Here is a 20,558-nt window from a genome sequence, read left to right on the forward strand (position 1 = left end):
CGGGGAGGACGTCAAGGGTTAGGTAATCTTTAGCACTACAGTCGTAACTACTGCCGTGATCGTTCATGCTAAGAAGCCCATTGGCGGCCCAAGGAGTTAGGTTTTTGGACTGATGGTGCGTTCTTCTCGTTACTGCTATGTTGAAAGATTGTTCATGGCTGAAGCGAGGAGCGCGATGATGGCGGGTGGATGGGCGAAAGATGGCGCTGAACACGAGCAGATGGAGAGCACGCTGGAGGATGCGGTGCAGCGTGCGCGTAGCCAATTACCCCGCGGCGAAAGTCTTGAGTTTTGTGAGGAGTGTGGCGACCCCATTCCCGAAGCACGCCGCAAGGCTATTCCTGGCGTTCGACTCTGTGTGGTGTGTCAAGGTGAATTGGACAAAAAGCAGTCGGCTTATAGTGGCTACAATCGTCGGGGCAGTAAGGATAGCCAACTGCGTTGAGATGGGGCTGTATGTCTACGCGTCCTGGTCGGTGTCCGGCAACTGCTTGAAATAGACATAGCGGTGAAGGCGAATCGCTGGGCGAATCAGCATTCGAGAGCGACGGTGTTGCCGTCCGGTACTTTGACGTCGGCGGGCGTCATGTCAGCCAGCGCGACGTGACTGAAGGATGCAATCAAGATAGCGGCGAGAGTATGCTGGATGGTCATTTCAGTCTCCTTGGGTTTTGTATCAACCGCTTTAAATAGCGGCTGTATAGGGGATACACACAAGGAGACCGATTGGATGCACTCTTTTTAAAAAAAATTAATTATTTAAAAAATTATCGGCTTACCCCGTCCACCGTGACTTGGCGAGGGCAGGCGTTGCCGTTGGAGTCAAACAGATGGCAGCGCTGCCCTGCCAACCCCAGTTGTGACGCTTGCCCTTCTTCAAGCCGGGTTAAACCATCCAGGCGTTGGGTTAAAGGCGCTTCAATGCCCTCTACCTGCCAGTGGGCCAGAGTTTCATAGCCCAGCTTTTCGGCCACCATCAGGGTCGCGCTCAGCGTTGCATCCGCTTGCTCCGCCGGCACGAAGTCTTCGGCCCGCAGCCCCAGCGTGGCATGTTCACCGGCCTGAAGCTGATGACCGCTCACCGCCACCGCCAGCGTTTCACCGCTGTGCAGGCGCACCACGGTTTGGCGCTCGCCGGGGTAGACCACCGTCACCGGCAGCGTATTGATACGCGGCGAGCCGATAAACTCCGCCACCTCAAGGGTATTGGGAAAGTGATACAGCGACAGCGGCGCGCCTACCTGGGCAATACGCCCCTTGGAGAGCAGCACGATACGATCCGCCAGGGTCATCGCCTCGACCTGATCGTGGGTGACGTAGATCATGGTGGCGTTTAAGCGCTTGTGCAGCGCGGCGATCTGTACCCGCATATCGACTCGCAGTGCGGCATCCAAATTGGAAAGCGGCTCGTCGAATAGGAACACTGCAGGCTCTTTGACCAGGGTGCGGCCAATGGCGACCCGCTGGCGCTGGCCGCCGGAGAGATCCTTGGGCTTGCGCTCCAGAAGCTCGGTGAGGTGCAGCATCTCGGCGGCGTGCTCCACGCGGCGGCGAATTTCTGCTTTGTCGGTGCGTGCCAGCTTCAAGCCAAACGCCATGTTCTCGGCCACGCTCATATGCGGGTAGAGCGCGTAGGATTGGAACACCATGCCGATGTCCCGCTCCTGGGGCGGGATCTCGTTGATCCGCTGGCCATCCAGCTGCATATCTCCTGCGGTAATGTCTTCCAGACCCGCAATCATGCGTAGCAGCGTGGATTTACCGCAGCCGGAGGGGCCCACGAACACCACGAACTCGCCGTCTTCGATGGTGAGGTCGATATCCCGGGAGATTTCGACGCCGTCAAACGACTTGCCGATGCCGCTAAGGGTCAAACGTCCCATGATGCGTCCTCCTGAGCCTGTGGGCAGCGGGCAATTGCCACGCCAAACGGCGGCAGCGTCAGCGTACCGGCCTGCCACTCGCCGTTTAGCCACTTAGGCGCATCCCCCAGCGCTTCAGCACCCTCGGGAGCCGGGCGGGTCACGGTTTGATCGCTAAAGTTGAGTGCTACCAACAAGCGCGTTTGCTGATAGGTGCGCTCTAAGCAAAGCACCTCGTCGCGTACCGGGTGATAGCGCACGTCGCCTTTGACCAGCGCGGGCTGGGTGCGGCGGAAGGCTAAAAACGCGCGGTAGGCATTGAGCAGCGAATCAGCATCCTGCTCTTGCTGGTCCACCGCCAAACTTGCGTGGGAATCGGGCACCGGCAGCCAGGGAGTAGCGCTGCTAAAGCCCGCATGGCGGGCGTCCGCCTGCCAGGGGTGCGGGGTGCGGCAGCCATCGCGGCCTTTATAGGCAGGCCAGAAGGTGATGCCCGCCGGATCGACAAGCTGCTCGAACGTCAGCTCCGCCTCGGGTAGCCCCAGCTCTTCGCCCTGACAGAGGCATACGCTGCCCCGCTGGCTGAGCAAGAACACCATGTACAGACGCAGCTTATCGAGCTGCCCCTGGGCCTGCCAGCGAGTTGCTAGCCGCGTTACGTCGTGATTTCCCAACGCCCAGCAGGGCCAGCCATCGCCAATGCGCGCTTCCATTTCAGTAAGCGTTTCGTGCAAATAGCCGGGGTCGGCTTTATCGGTCAGCAGGTTGAACGAGTAGCACATGTGCAGCCGCTTGCCGCCCTGGGAGTACTCCGCCATCACGCCGAGCGCGTCATCGTCGCCCACTTCGCCCACGCTGGTGGTGCCGGGGTACTCATCCAGCAGCGCCCGCAGCCGCTCCAGAAACAGCAGATTTTCCGGCTGGGTTTTGTCGTATTGGTGGAGCTGATAGCCGTAGGGGTTATCAGGGCGAACGCCCAGGAAGCTCTCGATAATTTCCTGGCGCGGCGGGTTGTCTTTTAACTCGCCGTGGGTGCAGAAATTCACCGCATCCAGCCGGAAGCCATCCACGCCGCGCTCCAACCAGAAGCGCACCTCTTCCAGCATGGCGTCGACTACCGCAGGGGTGCGGAAGTTAAGGTCCGGCTGGCTGGCCAGGAAGTTATGCAGATAGTACTGGCAGCGGCGGGTATCCCACTGCCACGCGCTGCCACCAAATACTGACTGCCAGTTGGTAGGCGGCGCGCCGTCGGGCTTGGGGTCGGCCCATACGTACCAGTCGGCTTTGGGGTTATCGCGGCTTTGGCGGCTCTCCTCAAACCAAGCGTGCTGGTCGGAAGAGTGAGACATCACCTGATCAATCGTCACCTTCAGCCCCCGCGCGTGGGCCGCTTCGACCAGGCGGTCGAAGTCTTCCAGCGTGCCGAACATCGGGTCAACATCGCGGTAGTTGCTGATGTCGTAGCCGAAATCTTTCATCGGCGAAGTAAAAAATGGCGAGAGCCAAATCGCATCGACGTTTAATGAAGCGATGTAGTCGAGCTTGTCGATCACCCCTTTCAAATCGCCAATGCCGTCGCCGTTACTATCCATAAAGCTGCGCGGGTAGATTTGGTAAATCACCGCGCCGCGCCACCAGTCGGCCCCCTGGCTGCCAACGTAGTGAGAAGTAGAAGGTGTCTGCATCATGGTGAGTCCTTATCCTTGTTATTGCCGACGGTTTTATTAACAACCGAGTAATTACCCATAGTCGGCATGATGCAGGCTACGCCAAGGGATAAAATCCTCCCCCCGGGGGAGTGCAGGCGTAGGTGCGGGGAGGAGTGGTAACGCGGCGCCTTACTCCCCCTGGATATGCGCCAAGAGCTGTCCGGCCAGGGCAATGGCCTCGTCCCGGCGGCGGATATTCTGCTTTTGGTAGAGGCTGCGGATATGGGTTTTTGATGGTGGTCGGTGCTACCGAGAGCTGCTCGGCAATCTGTTCGTTGGAGAGCCCGGCGTGAATCAGCCCCAGGATTTGCCATTCGCGGCGGGTCAGCGGCGAGGTGCGGATCAGCTCTGGCACGTCGGGCCTCGCGACAATATCCGCGATGACCGTTTCATCTAGCATTAAGCGTCGGGCGCAGCCGAAATCCTTCTGTTGGCCCGCCAGCGCCAACAACCGTTCTGCCCTCGCCTGCTCTAAAGCCGCTATCGTGCCGCTGGCGAGTAAGCCGTTGAGCAGTTCCCCAAGCGGTTTCCCCAAGCGCAGAAAACTGCCTACCAGCGCGGTACGGGAAGCCAAGCTGAGCGCTTGATGCATGTGGTGGCGGGCCTGCTCCTCGCTGCCTGCATACCACGCCGCGGCCGCGAGGCAGAGCTGGTTGCGATTGGCATCGGTGACTAGCCCTAACCTTTGGGTGTGCGCTTCTAGCGCCTCTAACAGCGTACGGGCCTCATCAAAGCGGCCCAGCAGCGTAAGTGCCCGGGCGTGATTACGTACGTTGCATTGGGCAAAGTGGTTGGTGGCCCCTTCGGTAACGGGAGCGGGCGCTTCTTGGCGCCAGCGCTCCACCGCGTCGAGATCTTGCGTGGAGTGCCACCAGGCCAGCAGCGTGGCGTGGGCGTTAGCGACCCAGTCGATATGGTAATCGCCTTCGGCCAGGATTTTACGCAGCCGCCGGATATGGTCGGCGCACTGAGCCTGATCGCCACGGCTCTGGGCAATTTTGGCCAGTTGAATATGGCACTGCAGCGTCCATCGCTCGCCCTGGTTATCCAGCACGGCAATGCCTTTCAGCGCGGCCTGCTCGGCTTCATCCAGGCGGTGCCACTCCCAGAGCACCTGGCTGCGAATCCGGTAGAGAAATTCCGCCACGGGCAGGTGCTCAAGCTCTGCTCGCTCCAGGTGGGCAAAGGCGCGTTCTTGAATATCGTAGGCAGCCTGCAAGCGCCCTTGAGCCACCAGCGTTTCCGACTGATGGCAGAACGACCACAGCAGCAGCTGATGATCCTCACGCTGACGTGCCAGACGCTCCACCTCGCGCACCCGCTGCAGCGACTCATCCAGATAGCCCAGCACAAAGCGCGCCTCGCTCAAAATGGCGGTCGCGGTCAGCGGTGTGGAGGCTAAATAGCGGGCGGGCACGGCCAGCGCCTGTTCGGCGAGCGGAGCGGCACGCTCGGCGTTGCCTTGATTGATCGCTAACTGGGCACGCAGGGTGGCAAACTCCGCACCCAACACCTGCCACTCGGACACCTCCAGCTGCGCTTCGATCCAGCTAATCACCCGTGCGGTGATATCAAACTGAAACTGGGCGTGGGATACCCAGCCGTAAAGCAGCGCCAGCTCCGGGCGTGTCGAGATTTGCGGCTCTCCTAGTAGCCCGAGGCCTTGAGCCAGCAGCGCGTAGGCCCCACTGGCAAGCAGTGCAGGCCCTTGAGAAACCAGTAGGCTGGCCACATCATCGGGCGTTTCCGCCAGAATGGCCTGGCGCAGCGCCATGACCGGGTCATCGAGCGCCAGCCAGGCCTGGCTGGCCCGCTGATGCAGCGTGCGCTGGGTGGCCAGGCTCAGCTCATGGCGGCGGTGGTGCAGGTAGTCGCCAAACAGGCGATGAAAGCGATACCACTGGGAATGCGGATCGGGCCGTTCGATGAACAGCCCGGCCTGCTCGAAGGCCTCCAGCCGCTGCGTCAACCGCTCCCCTTCCAATAGCCGCGCCATCAGCTCGGGAGAGAACCGCTCCAGCACTCCCAGCTGAAGCAGCAGTTCACGCTCCTCGCTCGGCAAGGTAGTGGTCAGCAGTTCGTCGAACCAGGCGACGAAATCGGGATGCGCGCCGCTTAGCCGTTCCAGCAAGGCATCGAAACCTGCTCGGGTGGTGGTGCGCTCGACCAGCCAGTTGAGCGCCATGGCCCACCCTCCGCTCAAGCGTAGCGCGCGCTCCAGGCTCACTCGGGTAGGCGGAAAACTCAGCTGTTCGGCGCACAGGGTATGCGCCTCTTCACTGTCGAATGCCAGGCTGTGCAGGTCGATCTCTTCCAGCTCACCGCGCAGCCGCAGGCTGGCAAGTCCCAGTGCCGGGCGTGACCGGCTGGCCAGGGTCAAGGTCAGCCAGGGCGGCTGATGGCGCAGCCAGTGGGCCAGCGCGGTGAGAATCTCGGGGTTGGCAAGATGCTCGAAGCCATCCACGACCAGTCGGCAAGGCGTGTGCTGTTCGGGTAGCTCCGTCAACCAGCGCTCCATGTGGGCAATGCATTCGCTGTCATCCCCCGGCGTCAGCGTGACCAAAGGGGCCAACAGGGTGTCCATGGCCGCCTGCCAGTAGGCCAGAAAGCGGTGCGTCTGATTATCCTGCTCGTCCAGCCGCAGCCAGCTTGCCTGCTGCTCCAGGACGGGCAGCCGCTCGGCCAGCAGCGTGGTCTTGCCATAGCCCGGTGGCGCCTGAACCACCAGCAGGCGCACCTGCTCGTTCAACGCGAAGTGGTCGTTCAAACGCGGCCGCGCCACCGTACAGGGAGGTAGCGGCGGCGCCTTCAGTTTTTCCTTGAGCAGCAGCATCGGTGCCTCCCTGGGTCGAGTTTAACGAGCAAAAAGCCCGCGACGGAGCGCGGGCAATCGGCATTGGTGAAACAGGTAAGGAAACCTGCCAGGCATGGTGCGATGGGTTAGAACCAGATTTCGCTCTGCACGCCAAAGCTCCACTGGCCACCGGTAAAGCCATCGTTGCCAAACGAGTCTTCCATCGTGTAGCCGTTCAGCTCGGCATCCCAGTCAGTATAGGAGGCGAACAGACGAATTTCAGGACGCTTCCAGAAGCCACCGACATCCGGCTTGAAAGTGGGCGCAATGGTCAGCTTGCCGAAATTGCCGCTGACGGCATTGCGGCCATTGAAGCCATTGGGGTCCAGATCCATGTACTGGTAGCTACCTTCGTACTGCATCTCGAAGTTCTGGGTAATCTCGTTGGCCAGACGCACGTTCAGCGTGGCCCAGGAGTAGCTGTCGCCATCGGCAAACCGGTCGTCGCTGACCTCTGCCAGAATCGAGGGCGCAATGCGCCACTGCGGGGCAATGTAGGTGGTGCCGTAGACCGCCAGGCGAGTCGCCGTGGCGTCGTCGGTCAGGTCGCCATTGCTGCCCAGCCCTTTCACTTCCGCCCCTAGCCCCTGGCCGTGCAGCAGCGCCGCTTTGAAGTTACCCTCGCCCAGGCCGAAGAAGCTGTCGCCGTGATACGCCACCATGGTGTGCCAGCCGCTGTCGGCGGCGGTCTGGCCTACGCCGATGTCGCGCTCGTCGTTGTCGGCGGCCGACATCACGTTCGCCATGACCTGCCAGTTACCGAAGTAGTTGTTGGAGGTCAGAATCAGGTTGTCGGTGTTGCTGCCTTCACCGTCCAGGCCGGGGTTTTCGCGGTTGATGACGTCAAAGTCACTGAAGCTACGGCCATACAGCGAGAAGTTGGACTTCCAGTTATCGGCCAGTTGAATATCGTAGATACCGCCACCGGTACCGGCCAGGAACACGACGTCGCTGTCCAGCCAGTGGATATCGAAGTTATCCCGGTCGAAGCGCTTACCCGCCCAGATGGAGGCATTTTCGAAGGCCCCGGTGAAGCTGGGCAGGTCGCTGAACTCGGCATAGGCCTGACGGACGTTGAGGTTGGTATCGTCGCCAACCCAATCGTTGCTGGAGTTGGTGCCAGCGGCCAGCATGGTGGTGTAACGGGCGCGGGCGCCGTTATCGAACTGCATGCGGTAGTTGAGAATGGCTTCGGTGTAGGTATCGGGCTCGTTGCCCAGACGACCCACGGCACCGCCCAGGTTACCAGCTGGGGTCACGTAGGGGCCGCCATCGATGCTCTTGCGATCTTCGCCCAGCAGCAGGCCAGAGCGGGCGTAAACGTTGAACGAGAAGCCCTCTTCACCGCTGGCCTGGCGCTCTACTCGTGCCAAGCGCTCTTCGAGGTCGGCATCGGTGGTGGCGGCCGCTGGGGCGCTGGAAGGCGGTGGCGTGGCTCCCTGCTCGGCCAGATCGGCGCGGCGCTCTGCGGCGTCTGCGCGCTGTTCGGCCGCCGCGATGCGCGCCTCCAGCTCAGCAAAACGCTCTTCGAGGGACAGGTTGGCACTGGCCAAACCGCTCATGCCCAGGCTGGCAGCCGCCACCGCAATGGCCAACGGCGTCTTGAACGCTGTCTTGTGCATTGTATTAAATCCTATTGTTTTTAAACGCGAGGCTCTTGAAAAACGATTGTTTTTAAAGCGCTATTGTTTTGATCGTATTGCCTGCTCCAGGCACTGACTTTCCCTTGACGTACTTTCCCTTGAATGTTGCAAAGCAACTCGTGTTTCGAGCCAGCAAGCAACAACCACTAAAACTTAATCGATTAAGTGTTAGTAAACCAACATGCTTTTGCTAATTATCGACCAATGTCTAACCTGCTATTTAGCCTTGGAAAAAACACCCAGCACGGAGTTAGACAAAAGTCGCTATTGAACTTCATGCCGACAGACGGCTAACTGGCACCTCAACTTAATCGTTTAAGTTGGCGCTGTCAGCGCCTTGTGACTTCACTCCCATAACAATAAACGTCGAGGAATACCGTTATGAAAAAGACGCTTCTTTCATCTGCGATTGCCCTGGCCAGCCTTGCCAGCGCCAGCGGTGCGGTCCAGGCCGCCGACCTGACCATCTCCTGCGGAGCCGTGGGTGCAGAGCTGACCCTGTGCCAGGAGGGTGTTCGCGCCTGGGAAGAAAAAACCGGCCATCGGGTAGACGTCGTCTCTACGCCCAACTCATCTACCGAGCGCCTGTCACTCTACCAGCAGATTCTCTCGGCCAACTCCAGTGATATCGACGTCATGCAGATCGACGTGGTGTGGCCCGGCCTGCTGGCCAACCACCTGCTCGATCTTCGCGAGGTATTGGGTGACGACGCAGCCGAAGGCCACTTCGAAACGATCGTGGTCAACAACACCATCGATGACCGGCTGGTCGCCATGCCCTGGTTTACCGATGCAGGCGTGCTTTACTACCGGGAAGACCTGCTGGAAAAGCACGGTCATGACGTTCCGACCACCTGGCAGGCACTCACCGAAACGGCCCGCGAGATTCAAGCGGCCGAACGTGACGAAGGCAACAGCCGCATGCAGGGCTTCGTGTTCCAGGGGCGCGCTTATGAAGGGCTGACCGTCAACGCACTCGAGTGGGTTGCCAGCTTTGGTGGCGGCACCGTGGTCGATAACGACGGCGAAGTGACCATCAACAACGAGCGCGCCGCAGAGGCTCTCGATCTGGCTGCCTCCTGGGTGGGCGATATCGCCCCGGAAGGCGTGTTGAACTACACCGAAGAGGAAGCCCGCGGGGTTTTCCAGGGCGGTAACGCGGTGTTCATGCGCAACTGGCCCTACGCCTGGGCGCTGGCCCAAAGCGATGACAGCGACGTACGCGGCAAGGTGGGAGTGGTCCAGCTGCCGGCCGGTGGTGATGAAGGGCAAAGTGCTGCGGGCCTGGGCGGCTGGAACCTGGCGGTCTCTCGCTATAGCGACAACCCCGAACTGGCCGCTGATCTGGTGGCCTTCCTGACCGGCGAGGAAGAGCAGAAGCGCCGCGCCATTCAGGCGTCCTACAACCCCACCCTGGATGCGCTCTACCAGGACGAGGAAGTGCTGGAAGCGGTGCCCTTCTTCGGCACGCTCTACGACACGTTCACCAATGCCGTCGCGCGTCCGTCTGCGCCTACCGGTGATGCCTATGGCCGCGTCAGCAACGCCTTTTTCAGCACCACTCATGACGTGCTTTCCGGCAGCAAGGATGGCGCCCAGGGCGTTGCCGATCTGGAAGGCGAACTGCTGCGCCTGAAGCGTCGTAACTGGTAATTGCGGAGACTCCCATGCCGAGCACTTCTCACCACGACGCGCCCTCCGGGGCGCGTTCCATAGCGCCCCCAAGGCGCCAGCGCGGCACCAAGGTGCGCCGTCAACGGGTCAAGGCGGCCTGGCTGTTCCTGGCCCCCATGCTGATCGCTCTGACCCTGGTGGCTGGCTGGCCGCTCCTGCGCTACGTTCTTTTTGAGCTTTACCGATGCGTCGCTATCGGACCTGGGTGCGGCCAACCTGATCGGTTTCGAAAACTATCTGGTCTATGAGGATGGTCGTTGGTTCGGCGTACTGGCCGACCCCATCTGGTGGCGCTCGGTCTGGAACACGGTCTACTTCTCGGTGGTATCCGTGTCACTGGAAGTCATCTTCGGCGTCATCGTGGCGCTAATCCTGAATGCCGAATTCAAGGGCCGGGTGATCGTCCGGGCCGCGGTGCTGATCCCCTGGGCCATCCCGACCATCGTCTCTGCCCAGATGTGGGCATGGATGCTCAACGACCAGTTCGGCATCATCAATCATATGTTGATGGCCGTCGGCATCATCGACAACCCCATCGCCTGGACCGCCAGCGCCACCTACTCCATGTGGGCGGTCATCATGGTGGACGTATGGAAAACCATTCCCTTTGTTGCGCTGCTGGTACTGGCCGCGCTGCAGATGCTGCCCAAGGATTGCTACGAAGCCGCCGAAGTGGACGGCATTCATCCGGTACGCGTGTTCTTCAAGGTCACGCTGCCACTGATCACACCCGCGCTGATGGTGGCGGTGATCTTCCGCCTGCTGGATGCGCTGCGCGTGTTCGACGTGATTTACGTACTGACCTCCAACTCCACCAGCACGATGTCGATGTCGGTCTACGCCCGCCAGCAGCTGGTCGAGTTTCAGGATGTCGGTTACGGCAGCGCGGCCTCCACGCTGCTGTTCCTGATCATTGCGCTGGCCACCATTGCCTACCTCTATCTGGGCCGCAACAAGATCCAACTAGGAGGTGACTGATGACCACTCGTCAGCTAGCTAAAATAGCCAAACGCGTCGGCTTCTGGGCGCTGATTGCGCTCATCATGGTGTACGCGGTCTTCCCGTTCTACTACGCGGTGATCACCTCGCTCAAACCCTCCAGCGACCTGTTTCGCGTGGAACTGTGGCCCTCCAACTGGAACCTGAACAACTACGTTCAAATCTTCAGCCAGACCAGCTTCCTGCGCGCCATCTTCAACTCGATCATTGTCGCGTTCAGCGTGGTGTTCATTGCGCTGCTGCTGGGCATTACCGCGTCCTATGCGCTTGGGCGGGTACGTTTTCGCGGTCGCTCCACGGTGCTGCTGGTGATCCTCGGGGTCTCCATGTTCCCCCAGGTGGCGGTGTTGTCGGGGCTCTTCGAGGTCATTCGCGCGCTGAACCTTTACAACAACCCGGCGGGCCTGATTCTCAGCTACACCATCTTCACCCTGCCGTTCACCGTCTGGGTGCTGACCACGTTCATGAAGCAGCTGCCCATGGAGCTGGAAGAGGCCGCGATCATGGATGGTGCCACCCCCTGGGTCACCATCACCAAAGTGTTTTTACCGTTGATGTGGCCCGCCATGGCCACCACCGGACTGCTGGCCTTCATTGCCGCCTGGAACGAGTTCCTGTTCGCGCTGACCTTCACACTCACCGATGCCCAGCGCACGGTGCCTGTGGCCATCGCCCTGCTCTCGGGCGGCAGTGCTTATGAATTGCCCTGGGGGCCGATCATGGCCGCGTCCGTGGTGGTGACCGTGCCACTAGTGATTTTGGTGATCATCTTCCAGCGCCGCATTGTGTCTGGCCTGACGGCTGGCGCGGTGAAAGGCTGACCCGATAGACACTCTCAATGAATTCGCTGATGACTCTCAGCAACCGTTTTAAGGAACGATGGTATGCAAGACAATACGATGTGGTGGCGCGGCGGCGTTATTTATCAAATCTACCCGCGCAGCTTTCTGGATAGCCGTGGCGACGGCGTGGGTGACCTGAACGGCATCACCGAGAAGCTGGACTACGTGGCATCGCTCAACGTGGACGGCATCTGGCTCTCGCCCTTCTTTACCTCGCCGATGCTCGACTTTGGCTACGATGTCAGCGACTACCGCGACGTGGACCCGATGTTCGGCACCCTGGACGACTTCAAGGCGCTGCTGGCCAAGGCCCACTCGCTGGGCTTGAAGGTGATGATCGATCAGGTGATCAGCCACACCTCGGATCAGCACCCCTGGTTCAAGGAGAGCCGTCAGGATCGCACCAACCCCAAGGCGGACTGGTTCGTCTGGGCGGACCCCAAGCCCGATGGCACGCCACCCAACAACTGGCTGTCGATTTTTGGCGGCCCGGCCTGGACCTTCGACTCCCGCCGCCAGCAGTACTACCTGCACAACTTCCTGACCAGCCAGCCGGACGTCAATTTCCACAACCCGGAAGCGCGTCAGGCGCAGCTGGACAACATGCGCTTCTGGCTCGATCTGGGCGTCGATGGGTTCCGTCTGGACACGGTCAATTTCTACTTCCACGATGCCGAGCTGCGGGACAACCCGCCGGTGCCCAAAGGCGAAGCCAAAACCCTGGGCGCCCCGGAAGCCAACCCCTACACCTGGCAGCGCCACGTCTACGACCTCAGCCGCCCGGAGAACCTGGGCTTCCTGCAGGACCTGCGCGCCTTGATGGATGAGTACCCCGGTACCACGACGGTGGGCGAAATCGGCGACGACAACCCTCTGGAACGCATGGCCGAGTACACCGCCGGAGGTGACAAGCTGCACATGGCTTACACCTTCGACCTGCTCAACATGCCCCATTCGGCGAGCTACCTGCGCGAAGTCATCGAGCGCTTCCAGCGCTTGGCGGGAGACGCCTGGCCCTGCTGGGCCACCTCCAACCACGACGTAGTGCGCAGCGCCACTCGCTGGGGCTCCGAAGAGGACCCGCACGCTTACCCCAAAGTCATGCTGGCCATGCTGTTTTCGCTACGCGGCAGCGTGTGCCTTTACCAGGGCGAAGAGCTGGGCCTGCCGGAAGCCGACGTGCCCTTCGAGCGCATTCAAGACCCCTATGGCAAAGTGCTGTGGCCCGAGTTCAAGGGCCGCGACGGCTGCCGCACGCCGATGCCCTGGAACGATGGCGAACAGGGCGGCTTCTCGGCAGTCGAGCCGTGGCTACCCATGGAGCCCCGCCATCTGGCCTTATCGGTGAGCCGCCAGCAGTATGACCCCAACGCCACGCTCAATAGCGTACGCGCCCTGCTGGCCTTCCGGCGCCAGCACCCCGCGCTGTTCGATGGTGACCTGAACCTCGTGGACGTCGGCGACGATCTGCTGGGCTTTACCCGGCAAAAAGGCGACGAAACGCTGCTGTGTGTCTTCAACCTGACCGGCCAGACCCGGCACGCTTCGCTGCCCGTCGAAGTGACCAGTGACCTGGCCGTGGCCAACTTCACCGCCACCCGGGACGGCAGCGCGCTGACGCTACCGGCGTACCAGGCTGCCTTCATGCAGGTTGCCTGACCGCCACCGTTACCTTTAATAATGATAGCCGACCCGATCGCGGGTCGAGGTCGGCAAGGAGTTACCATGGCAAGTGTTACGCTTGAAAAGGTCAACAAGGTCTTTGGACGTGACCACATCATCAAGGATGTGGATCTGGCGATTGGTGACGGTGAATTCGTCGTGTTCGTTGGCCCCTCTGGCTGTGGCAAGTCCACCCTGCTGCGCCTGATCGCCGGGCTCGAGTCGATCACCGACGGCGACCTGAACATTGGTGGCACGGTGGTCAACGACCTGCCGCCACGGGAGCGCGGGGTGGGCATGGTGTTTCAGTCCTACGCCCTTTACCCCCACATGACCGTCTACGACAACATGGCATTTGGCCTGAAGTTGGCCAAGACCGCCAAGGAGACGGTACACGAGCGGGTCATGACCACCGCCAAAATCCTTCAGCTCGAAGAGCTGCTGCACCGCAAGCCCAAGGCGCTTTCGGGGGGCCAGCGCCAGCGGGTGGCCATGGGCCGCGCCATGGCCCGTGAGCCGCGCATACTGCTGTTCGACGAGCCGCTCTCCAACCTGGATGCCTCGTTGCGGGTGCAGATGCGCAACGAAATCGCCCGCCTGCACAACCGGCTGGGCTCCACCATGATCTACGTCACCCATGACCAGGTGGAAGCCATGACCCTGGCCGACAAGATCGTGGTCCTCAACCGTGGCCATGTGGAGCAAGTGGGCAGCCCCCACGAACTCTACCAGCGCCCGGCCACCAAATTCGTGGCAGGCTTCATTGGCTCGCCCACCATGAACTTCCTGCCAGCCCAGTTGACCAGCGGCTCCACCGACGGCTGCCGAGTCAAGGCCACGGGCATTGGCGAACTGGCGCTGCCACAATCGGCAGAAAGCTACTCGCCCGGCACTGCCTTGACGCTGGGAGTACGCCCCGAGCACCTGCGCCTGGAAGCCCCGCAAGGCGACAACTGCTTCGACATCGTCAATGTCGAGTATCTGGGTAACGAGGTGTATGTCTACCTGGAGCCTAAGGAAGGCAGTACGCTGCTGATTCATCGCAGCGAGGCCCCCAGCCAATGGCAGGAGGGTCAGCAAGTGTCGCTGGTGCCCGATCAGGCGCATGTACACCTGTTCGATGAAAGCGGCAGCGCACTGACGCTGTCGGCCAAACGTTCGGCGGCCTGAACCCCAGATCGCCCTCTTCGGCCCTGACCCAAGCGCCCTTCAATGAAGGGTAGTCTTGGCCCCCTCAGGGCCGCTATCCTGTGCAACACTCGAATAATTAGCCTGCGTCCTACTTAACCTGCTCAGGAAGCACCGTGACCGTTTCCCGTCGAATGACCCTAAAAGACCTGGCGCTGGAACTTGGCGTTTCCACCGCGACGATCTCCAATGCCTTCAATCGCCCGGACCAGCTCTCCCCCTTGCTGCGCGAACGCATCCTGCGCGAAGCCAAGCGGCTGGGTTACAACGGCCCCGATGCCAAGGCACGCAGCCTGCGCACCGGACGCTCCAGCATCGTGGCGGTGATCCTGGCCGAGAGCCTGACCTACAGCCTCAACGATGCCGTGGCCAGCGAGTTTCTCTCCGGCGTGGCAGAGGTGCTCGATGCCCACGGGCATACCCTGCTGCTGCTGCCGGGTCGCGGACACGCGTCACAGCTACCCAATTCCGCCAACATTGCCGATGGCTTCATCGTCTACGGGCTGATGCCCAATGGCAAGATGATCGATGAGTTGCCCACCCAGCGGCCGCTGGTTTCAGTGGATTTCGACATCGACGGTTACCCTACGGTGCATATCGACGACCGTGACGCCAGCTACGCCATGGCCATGCACGCCCTGAAGCAACGGCCCGAACGCCCTGCCATCATCAATTTGCGGCTAACCAAAGAGCACTGCAATGGACGGGTGACCGCTGCGCATACGCTGCTGCCCGACAGCAGCACCATCAGCCGCGCGCGGCTGGCAGGCTTTCACGCTGCGCTTGCCGAACACGGCTTCGATACCGACACGGTCCCGTTATGGAATATCGAGGAAAATGTCTACGACGTGTGCGCCCCGGTACTCACCGAGATACTCGATCAACCCGCCAGCCAACGCCCTGACCTGCTGCTGTGCATGTCTGATCGCATCGCGCTGACAGCGCTGACACTGGCCGAGCAACGCGATATCAGCGTGCCTGACACGCTGCGCATCACTGGGTTCGATGGGATTGCCGAAGGGCAGTACCGGGCACCGCGACTGACCACGGTGCGCCAGGATAGCACTGGCAAGGGGCGTGTAGCCGCCAGCATGATTCTGGGTCGCATCCCCAAGGCCCAGCAGCTGCTCAAGACCGAGCTGTTGCTGGGCGACACCTGCCCTTGAGACGCCTGATCAGGCGGTTTTCTGCATGGCGATAGCGGTATCCAGCATACGGTTGGAGAAGCCCCATTCGTTGTCGTACCAGGCCATGATCTTCACCAAACGCCCATTCACACGGGTGTGATTGGCATCGAAAATCGACGAGTGGGCGTTGTGATTGAAGTCAATCGACACCAGCGGCTGAGCATTGACATCCAGCACCGCAGAGCCTGCAGCGGCTTTCTCGACGATGGCGTTGATCTCTTCTTTGGTCGTGTCACGCCCGGCGGTGAACGTCAGGTCGACCAGTGACACGTTGATCACGGGCACTCGCACGGCCAGGCCATCGAATTTGCCCGCCAGCTCCGGCAGCACCAGACCAACCGCCTGAGCCGCACCGGTCCTGGTGGGAATCATCGAGTGCGTGGCACTGCGCGCCCGGTACGGGTCCGAGTGATAGACATCCGACAGGTTCTGGTCGTTGGTGTACGCGTGCACGGTGGTCATCAGACCGTTCTCGATGCCCACGGCATCGTTCAACGCCTTCGCCACGGGGGCCAGGCAGTTGGTGGTGCATGAAGCGTTGGAAACGACCTTGTGCTCGGCGGTGAGCACGTCGTCGTTGACGCCGTAGACCACGGTGGCATCGGCATCCGGGCTGGGCGCCGAGATCAGCACCCGCTGGGCACCGGCGGCAAGGTGTTTGGCCGCCGCGTCACGCTTGGTGAACAGGCCAGTACACTCCATCACCAGGTCCACGTTCAGGGCTGACCAGGGCAGATTGGCCGGGTCACGCTCGGAGGAAATGGCGATTCGGTCGCCGTCCACGGTGATGCTCTCGGCGTCGTGCTCTACCGTGAAGGGAAAATGGCCGTGCACCGTGTCGTGGCGCAGCAGGTGGGAATTCAATGAAGGGTCACCCAGGTCGTTGATGGCAACCACCTGAACGCGGTCACGGTAGCCGTTCTCATACAGTGCGCGCAGCACGTTACGGCCGATCCGTCCAAATCCGTTAATGGCAACTCTTATTGTCATGGTAGCACCTCTATCAAGCAGTGGTCGTCGATGGCGTATTCAGTAAAAAAATTACTAAAAATACGTCTTTAATCACCTGAAGGCCGATTAAAACCTGCCATAACCGCCCCAAAAGGCTAATAACTATCCAATATGTAGTAAAATTACTATATAAAGGCTATCGTAGTCCAATACTTAATGACCGATTCATCGGCCTGCGCGGCAACGCTCCACGGCTAGCTGTTTTGAGCGTTGCCCCTACCTATTCAGGAGTCTGCCCCATGACCACCCCAGCGCCCTCTTCGCCGCTTCGTCGTACCAAAATCGTGGCCACGCTAGGCCCGGCCAGTGATCGCCCCGGCGTGCTGGAGGCCATGCTCAAGGCGGGCGTGGATGTGGTGCGCCTCAACTTCTCCCACGGTTCGGCAGATGACCATCGTCGTCGGCTCAACGACGTGCGCGAGATTGCCCAACGCCTGGGCCGCAGCGTGGCAGCGCTGGGCGACCTGCAAGGGCCCAAGATTCGCATCTCGCGCTTTATCGAAGGGTCCGTGCAGCTGGAGGTCGGCCAGCCCTTCGTACTCGACATGACGCTGGATGCCCAGCAAGGCACCACCGAGCGAGTTGGCTGCGATTACAAGGCGCTGATCGAGGACGTGCACCCGGGCGACAGGCTGCTGCTCGACGACGGCCGCGTGGTGCTGGACGTCACCTCGATTAGCGGGCAGGAAGTGCACACCCGGGTACACGTGGGTGGCAAGCTTTCCAACAACAAGGGCATCAACAAGCAGGGCGGCGGCCTTTCCGCCCCGGCGCTGACCGACAAGGACAAACAGGACCTGCAGACCGCCATCGAGATTGGCGTCGATTACCTGGCCGTGTCGTTTCCCCGCAGCGCGGCGGACATGCAGGAAGCCCGCACCCTGCTGGGAGAAGCAGGCAAGGAGATCGGCCTGGTGGCCAAGCTGGAGCGTGCCGAAGCCGTGGCGGACGACGCAACCCTGGACGGCATCATCGTGGCCTCCGAAGCGGTCATGGTCGCCCCGGGGGGGAGTCTGGGTGTGGAAATTGGCGACGAAGCGCTGATCGGCACACAAAAACGCATCATCAAGCACGCCCGCACGCTGAACCGCGCCGTGATCACCGCCACCCAGATGATGGAGTCGATGATCGAGTCACCGCTGCCCACCCGCGCCGAGGTATTCGACGTGGCCAATGCCGTGCTGGATGCCACCGATGCAGTGATGCTGTCGGCGGAGACCGCCGCAGGCGACTACCCGGTCGAAACCATTGAAGCCATGAACCGCGTCTGCCTGGGCGCCGAGCGGGAACGGGTGGCCCAGGCGTCCGGGCACCGGATTCACGAGGGTTTCGAGCGCATCGATGAAACCATCGCCCTGTCGGCCATGTACGCCGCCAACCACCTGACGGGCGTGCGCGCCATCGCCTGCATGACCTCCACCGGCTACACCCCGTTGATCGCGTCACGCATCCGCTCTGGCTTGCCGATCGTCGGCCTGGCCCATAGCCCGATTGCCCAGCGCCGCATGGCGCTCTATCGCGGTGTGGTCTCGCTGCCGTTCGATACCAGCCAGATGGCCGCAGACCAGGTCAATGCAGAAGCCATCAAACTGCTCAAGACCCACGGATTGGCACGCCCGGGCGAGCATGTCATTCTTACCCGAGGCGACCACATGAACGCCCATGGCGGCACCAACACAATGAAAGTGCTGGCCGTTGACGCCGACTAATCCTTGCTCTGGAGAGCCCGACATGACCGATGCCCGCCCACCCCGCCAGGCCGTACGTACGCTGCCCGCGCGCAAGCGCATTGCGCTGATTGCCCACGACGGCAAGAAAACGGAGATGCTGGCGTGGGCGGAGCGCTGGAAGGACACGCTCAGCCAGCACACCCTGGTGGGCACCGGCACGACGTCGAGCCGCCTCTCCGCCGCCCTGGGTCTGCAAGTGGAGGGGCTGATGAGCGGACCGCTGGGCGGCGACCAGCAAATTGGTGCCCGAATTGCCGAGCAGCAGCTCGATATTCTGATCTTCTTCTGGGACCCCTTCGCTCCCCAACCCCACGACCCGGACGTCAAGGCCCTGCTGCGCCTAGCCGCCCTGTGGAACGTGCCGGTGGCCTGCAACGCCGCCAGCGCCGATTTTCTACTCTCCTCCCCTTACCTGGGGGAGCACTACGAGATGGCCATTCCCGATGCCAACGCCTGGGCCCAGGCGCGCTCGGTGTGAGCGCCGCCCGGGCATTCGCTTCACATCAGAATATTTAGCGGGAACGCAGGTGGCGCTCGACCACCTGCTGGCCAGGCTGGTAACGCCCGTTCATGGCATCCAGTGCACATTGCAGCGTCAGCTCGGCAATGCGGTCGTAATCCTGCAGTGCCGAATTGACCGGCTGAGGCAGGAAATCCAATAAGCGGTGATCGCCAAACGTGGCCAGCCGCAGCGACGCGGACAGCCCGCCTCTGGCCAGCAGCTCGTCGAAGACACCCTCCATCAGCGCATAGGACGCGGTGACCAGCGCATCCACCGGGCCGTTCTCAAACGCCTGGCGCGCCAGCGCGACCCCGACATCGCGTTCATAGCGCTCGCCGCTGAACGTCAGCGCCTGGATATTCTGCCCGGCCAGCGCCTGCTGAAACCCGGCCCGCCGCTCTCGGCTCACCGATAGCTCGGGCATGGCATCCAGCCACGCCACCGTGCGCGTGGCGGGGCTGATGACCGAGCGGGTCAACGCATACGCCGCCTGCTGGTCATTGCTGACCACACTGGCAAAGCGATGCGGCGCCAGCCCTCGGTCCACGCCCACCACGCTCCAGCCCTCTTCCGCCAGGTCGGCATAAAAGGGGTCGTTTTCCGGCAGACAGCTGGCGGTGATCAGCACTTCACAGCGCTGGGCACGTAGCGCCAGCGCCAGCGCCCGCTCGCTCTCGGCACAATCATCGGAGCTGACCAGCAAAAGCTGATAGCCCCGCTCGCGGGCGCCCCGCTCCAGCCGCTTGGCCAGCCGGGCGTAGCTGATGTTTTCGAGATCTGGAACGATCAAGCCAATCAAACGGCTTGCGCCACGGCGCAGGGCAGCGGCCTGTGGGTCGATGTGGTAGCGATACTCGCGCACCACCGCCATGACTTTTTCGATGGTGGCGGCACTGATTCGCCGCTGTTCGGCCTGGCCGTTGATTACATAGCTTGCCGTGGTGCGCGAGACCCCGGCCAGCCGGGCAATATCGGCAAGTGTCATGCTGGTTTCTCCCCTAATAAAGTCAGCAGTTTAGCAGCCGTTTCACCCTCTTCAGACCAAAGTCTAAAAAGACAAGCCTTGTGTCTAAAAGTGAATCGATTCAGCATAGCCACTATACACAGGTGACACGATTCATCCAGCTAACCTCAACGCTCTACGACTAACGTTTTATGCGCGCACATTCGCCGTCAATCGCAGACGTTGCCGTTACCTGACCGCGTTTACAGGAGAACCCTATGCTGACCCTCGGCCCTGATGACATCTTGCTCGACCGCCACGCGCAGGATTGGCAAGCTGCACTCGATAGCGCCGCCAAGGCATTGGCCGAGGCTGGCCTGGTGGAGGCCGAGTACCGCGATGGCCTGCATGCCCGTGAGGCGCAGTCCTCTACTTATCTGGGCAACGCCATTGCCATCCCCCACGGCACCCCGGAAAGCCGCCATCTGGTGAAGCGTACCGGCGTTCGTGTGCTGCAGTTCCCCCAAGGGGTTCAGTGGCACGACGGCAACACCGTGCATGTACTGGTCACCATTGCCGCACAAAGTGACGAGCACCTGGACATTCTGCGCCAACTGACCCACGTGCTGGACCGAGACGGCGTAGCCAGCGAATTGGCCAACGCCAGTTCAGCCACCGACGTGGCCCGGCTGCTTTCCCGCCCCGCCGTGGCTCCCAGGCTGGACGCCGACACCCTGTGCGTCAACTTCCCT

At 61.4% G+C, this 20,558-nt stretch carries 16 protein-coding genes and 1 pseudogene; 10 read left to right on the forward strand and 7 right to left on the reverse strand.

The genetic code is table 11. The features are described 5' to 3' along the window. Positions 1-178 precede the first annotated feature (178 nt). On the forward strand, positions 179-445 hold the full coding sequence (locus B7L71_RS00185; protein ID WP_044629374.1) for a DksA/TraR family C4-type zinc finger protein: 267 nt from the start codon (positions 179-181) through the stop codon (positions 443-445). 86 nt (positions 446-531) lie between these two features. Here the strand turns inward: B7L71_RS00185 and B7L71_RS17825 are convergent, their stop codons facing one another. The 5 genes from B7L71_RS17825 to B7L71_RS00205 form a co-directional block, all read right to left on the reverse strand. Further along, positions 532-654 (reverse strand): hypothetical protein, encoded by a 123-nt coding sequence (locus B7L71_RS17825; protein ID WP_269473455.1) that lies wholly within the window; start codon positions 652-654, stop codon positions 532-534. Positions 655-767: 113 nt separating this feature from the next. After that, a complete protein-coding gene (gene ugpC, locus B7L71_RS00190; protein WP_081135054.1) occupies positions 768-1,883 on the reverse strand; it encodes a sn-glycerol-3-phosphate ABC transporter ATP-binding protein UgpC in 1,116 nt (371 codons plus the stop codon). Further along, the gene (locus B7L71_RS00195; RefSeq protein WP_081135056.1) at positions 1,871-3,550 is read right to left on the reverse strand and encodes an alpha-amylase family glycosyl hydrolase; all 1,680 of its coding nucleotides are present in this window, start codon (positions 3,548-3,550) and stop codon (positions 1,871-1,873) included. Before B7L71_RS00195 ends, ugpC begins: the two co-directional genes overlap by 13 nt. A 76-nt stretch (positions 3,551-3,626) precedes the next feature. Beyond that, positions 3,627-6,404 carry an HTH-type transcriptional regulator MalT gene (gene malT / locus B7L71_RS00200; protein WP_249273137.1) on the reverse strand — a complete coding sequence of 926 codons (2,778 nt, stop codon included), beginning with the start codon at positions 6,402-6,404 and terminating at the stop codon, positions 3,627-3,629. 107 nt (positions 6,405-6,511) lie between these two features. Continuing rightward, positions 6,512-8,047, reverse strand: a complete 1,536-nt coding sequence (locus tag B7L71_RS00205) for a carbohydrate porin (RefSeq protein WP_016914216.1) — start codon at positions 8,045-8,047, stop codon at positions 6,512-6,514. Between the two features lie 402 nt (positions 8,048-8,449). Here B7L71_RS00205 and B7L71_RS00210 point away from each other — a divergent pair, with 402 nt between their 5' ends. The 6 genes and pseudogenes from B7L71_RS00210 (at position 8,450) to B7L71_RS00235 (ending at position 15,599) form a co-directional block, all read left to right on the forward strand. After that, positions 8,450-9,721: an ABC transporter substrate-binding protein gene (locus B7L71_RS00210; protein ID WP_016914217.1), complete on the forward strand. Its 1,272-nt coding sequence runs from the start codon at positions 8,450-8,452 to the stop codon at positions 9,719-9,721. A 14-nt stretch (positions 9,722-9,735) separates the two neighbouring features. Further along, positions 9,736-10,720: pseudogene (locus B7L71_RS00215) on the forward strand (carbohydrate ABC transporter permease). Then, positions 10,720-11,562: a carbohydrate ABC transporter permease gene (locus B7L71_RS00220; RefSeq protein WP_016914219.1), complete on the forward strand. Its 843-nt coding sequence runs from the start codon at positions 10,720-10,722 to the stop codon at positions 11,560-11,562. The pseudogene B7L71_RS00215 and the gene B7L71_RS00220 overlap by 1 nt, the downstream one beginning before the upstream one ends. Before the next feature lie 63 nt (positions 11,563-11,625). Further along, positions 11,626-13,242, forward strand: coding sequence for an alpha-glucosidase family protein (locus tag B7L71_RS00225; RefSeq protein ID WP_016914220.1), 1,617 nt, complete (start codon positions 11,626-11,628; stop codon positions 13,240-13,242). 66 nt (positions 13,243-13,308) lie between these two features. Beyond that, positions 13,309-14,415 carry an ABC transporter ATP-binding protein gene (locus B7L71_RS00230; protein ID WP_081135058.1) on the forward strand — a complete coding sequence of 369 codons (1,107 nt, stop codon included), beginning with the start codon at positions 13,309-13,311 and terminating at the stop codon, positions 14,413-14,415. 152 nt (positions 14,416-14,567) lie between these two features. After that, on the forward strand, positions 14,568-15,599 hold the full coding sequence (locus tag B7L71_RS00235) for a LacI family DNA-binding transcriptional regulator (protein WP_081135061.1): 1,032 nt from the start codon (positions 14,568-14,570) through the stop codon (positions 15,597-15,599). Positions 15,600-15,608: 9 nt separating this feature from the next. Here the strand turns inward: B7L71_RS00235 and gap are convergent, their stop codons facing one another. Then, positions 15,609-16,610, reverse strand: coding sequence for a type I glyceraldehyde-3-phosphate dehydrogenase (gene gap, locus B7L71_RS00240; RefSeq protein WP_081135063.1), 1,002 nt, complete (start codon positions 16,608-16,610; stop codon positions 15,609-15,611). A 260-nt stretch (positions 16,611-16,870) separates the two neighbouring features. Here gap and pyk point away from each other — a divergent pair, with 260 nt between their 5' ends. Together pyk and B7L71_RS00250 are read left to right on the forward strand one after the other, a co-directional pair. Further along, a complete protein-coding gene (gene pyk, locus B7L71_RS00245; protein WP_081135066.1) occupies positions 16,871-18,340 on the forward strand; it encodes a pyruvate kinase in 1,470 nt (489 codons plus the stop codon). A gap of 22 nt (positions 18,341-18,362) precedes the next feature. Continuing rightward, positions 18,363-18,839, forward strand: coding sequence for a methylglyoxal synthase (locus B7L71_RS00250; RefSeq protein WP_016914225.1), 477 nt, complete (start codon positions 18,363-18,365; stop codon positions 18,837-18,839). Between the two features lie 34 nt (positions 18,840-18,873). Here the strand turns inward: B7L71_RS00250 and cra are convergent, their stop codons facing one another. Continuing rightward, positions 18,874-19,848: a catabolite repressor/activator gene (cra, locus tag B7L71_RS00255; RefSeq protein ID WP_016914226.1), complete on the reverse strand. Its 975-nt coding sequence runs from the start codon at positions 19,846-19,848 to the stop codon at positions 18,874-18,876. Positions 19,849-20,084: 236 nt separating this feature from the next. Here cra and B7L71_RS00260 point away from each other — a divergent pair. Then, the coding region (locus tag B7L71_RS00260) for a PTS sugar transporter subunit IIA (protein ID WP_170919407.1) at positions 20,085-20,558 on the forward strand (474 nt) is incomplete at its 3' end.

This window comes from Halomonas sp. BC2 (assembly GCF_002078115.1).
GTDB classification, from domain to species: domain Bacteria; phylum Pseudomonadota; class Gammaproteobacteria; order Pseudomonadales; family Halomonadaceae; genus Vreelandella; species Vreelandella stevensii.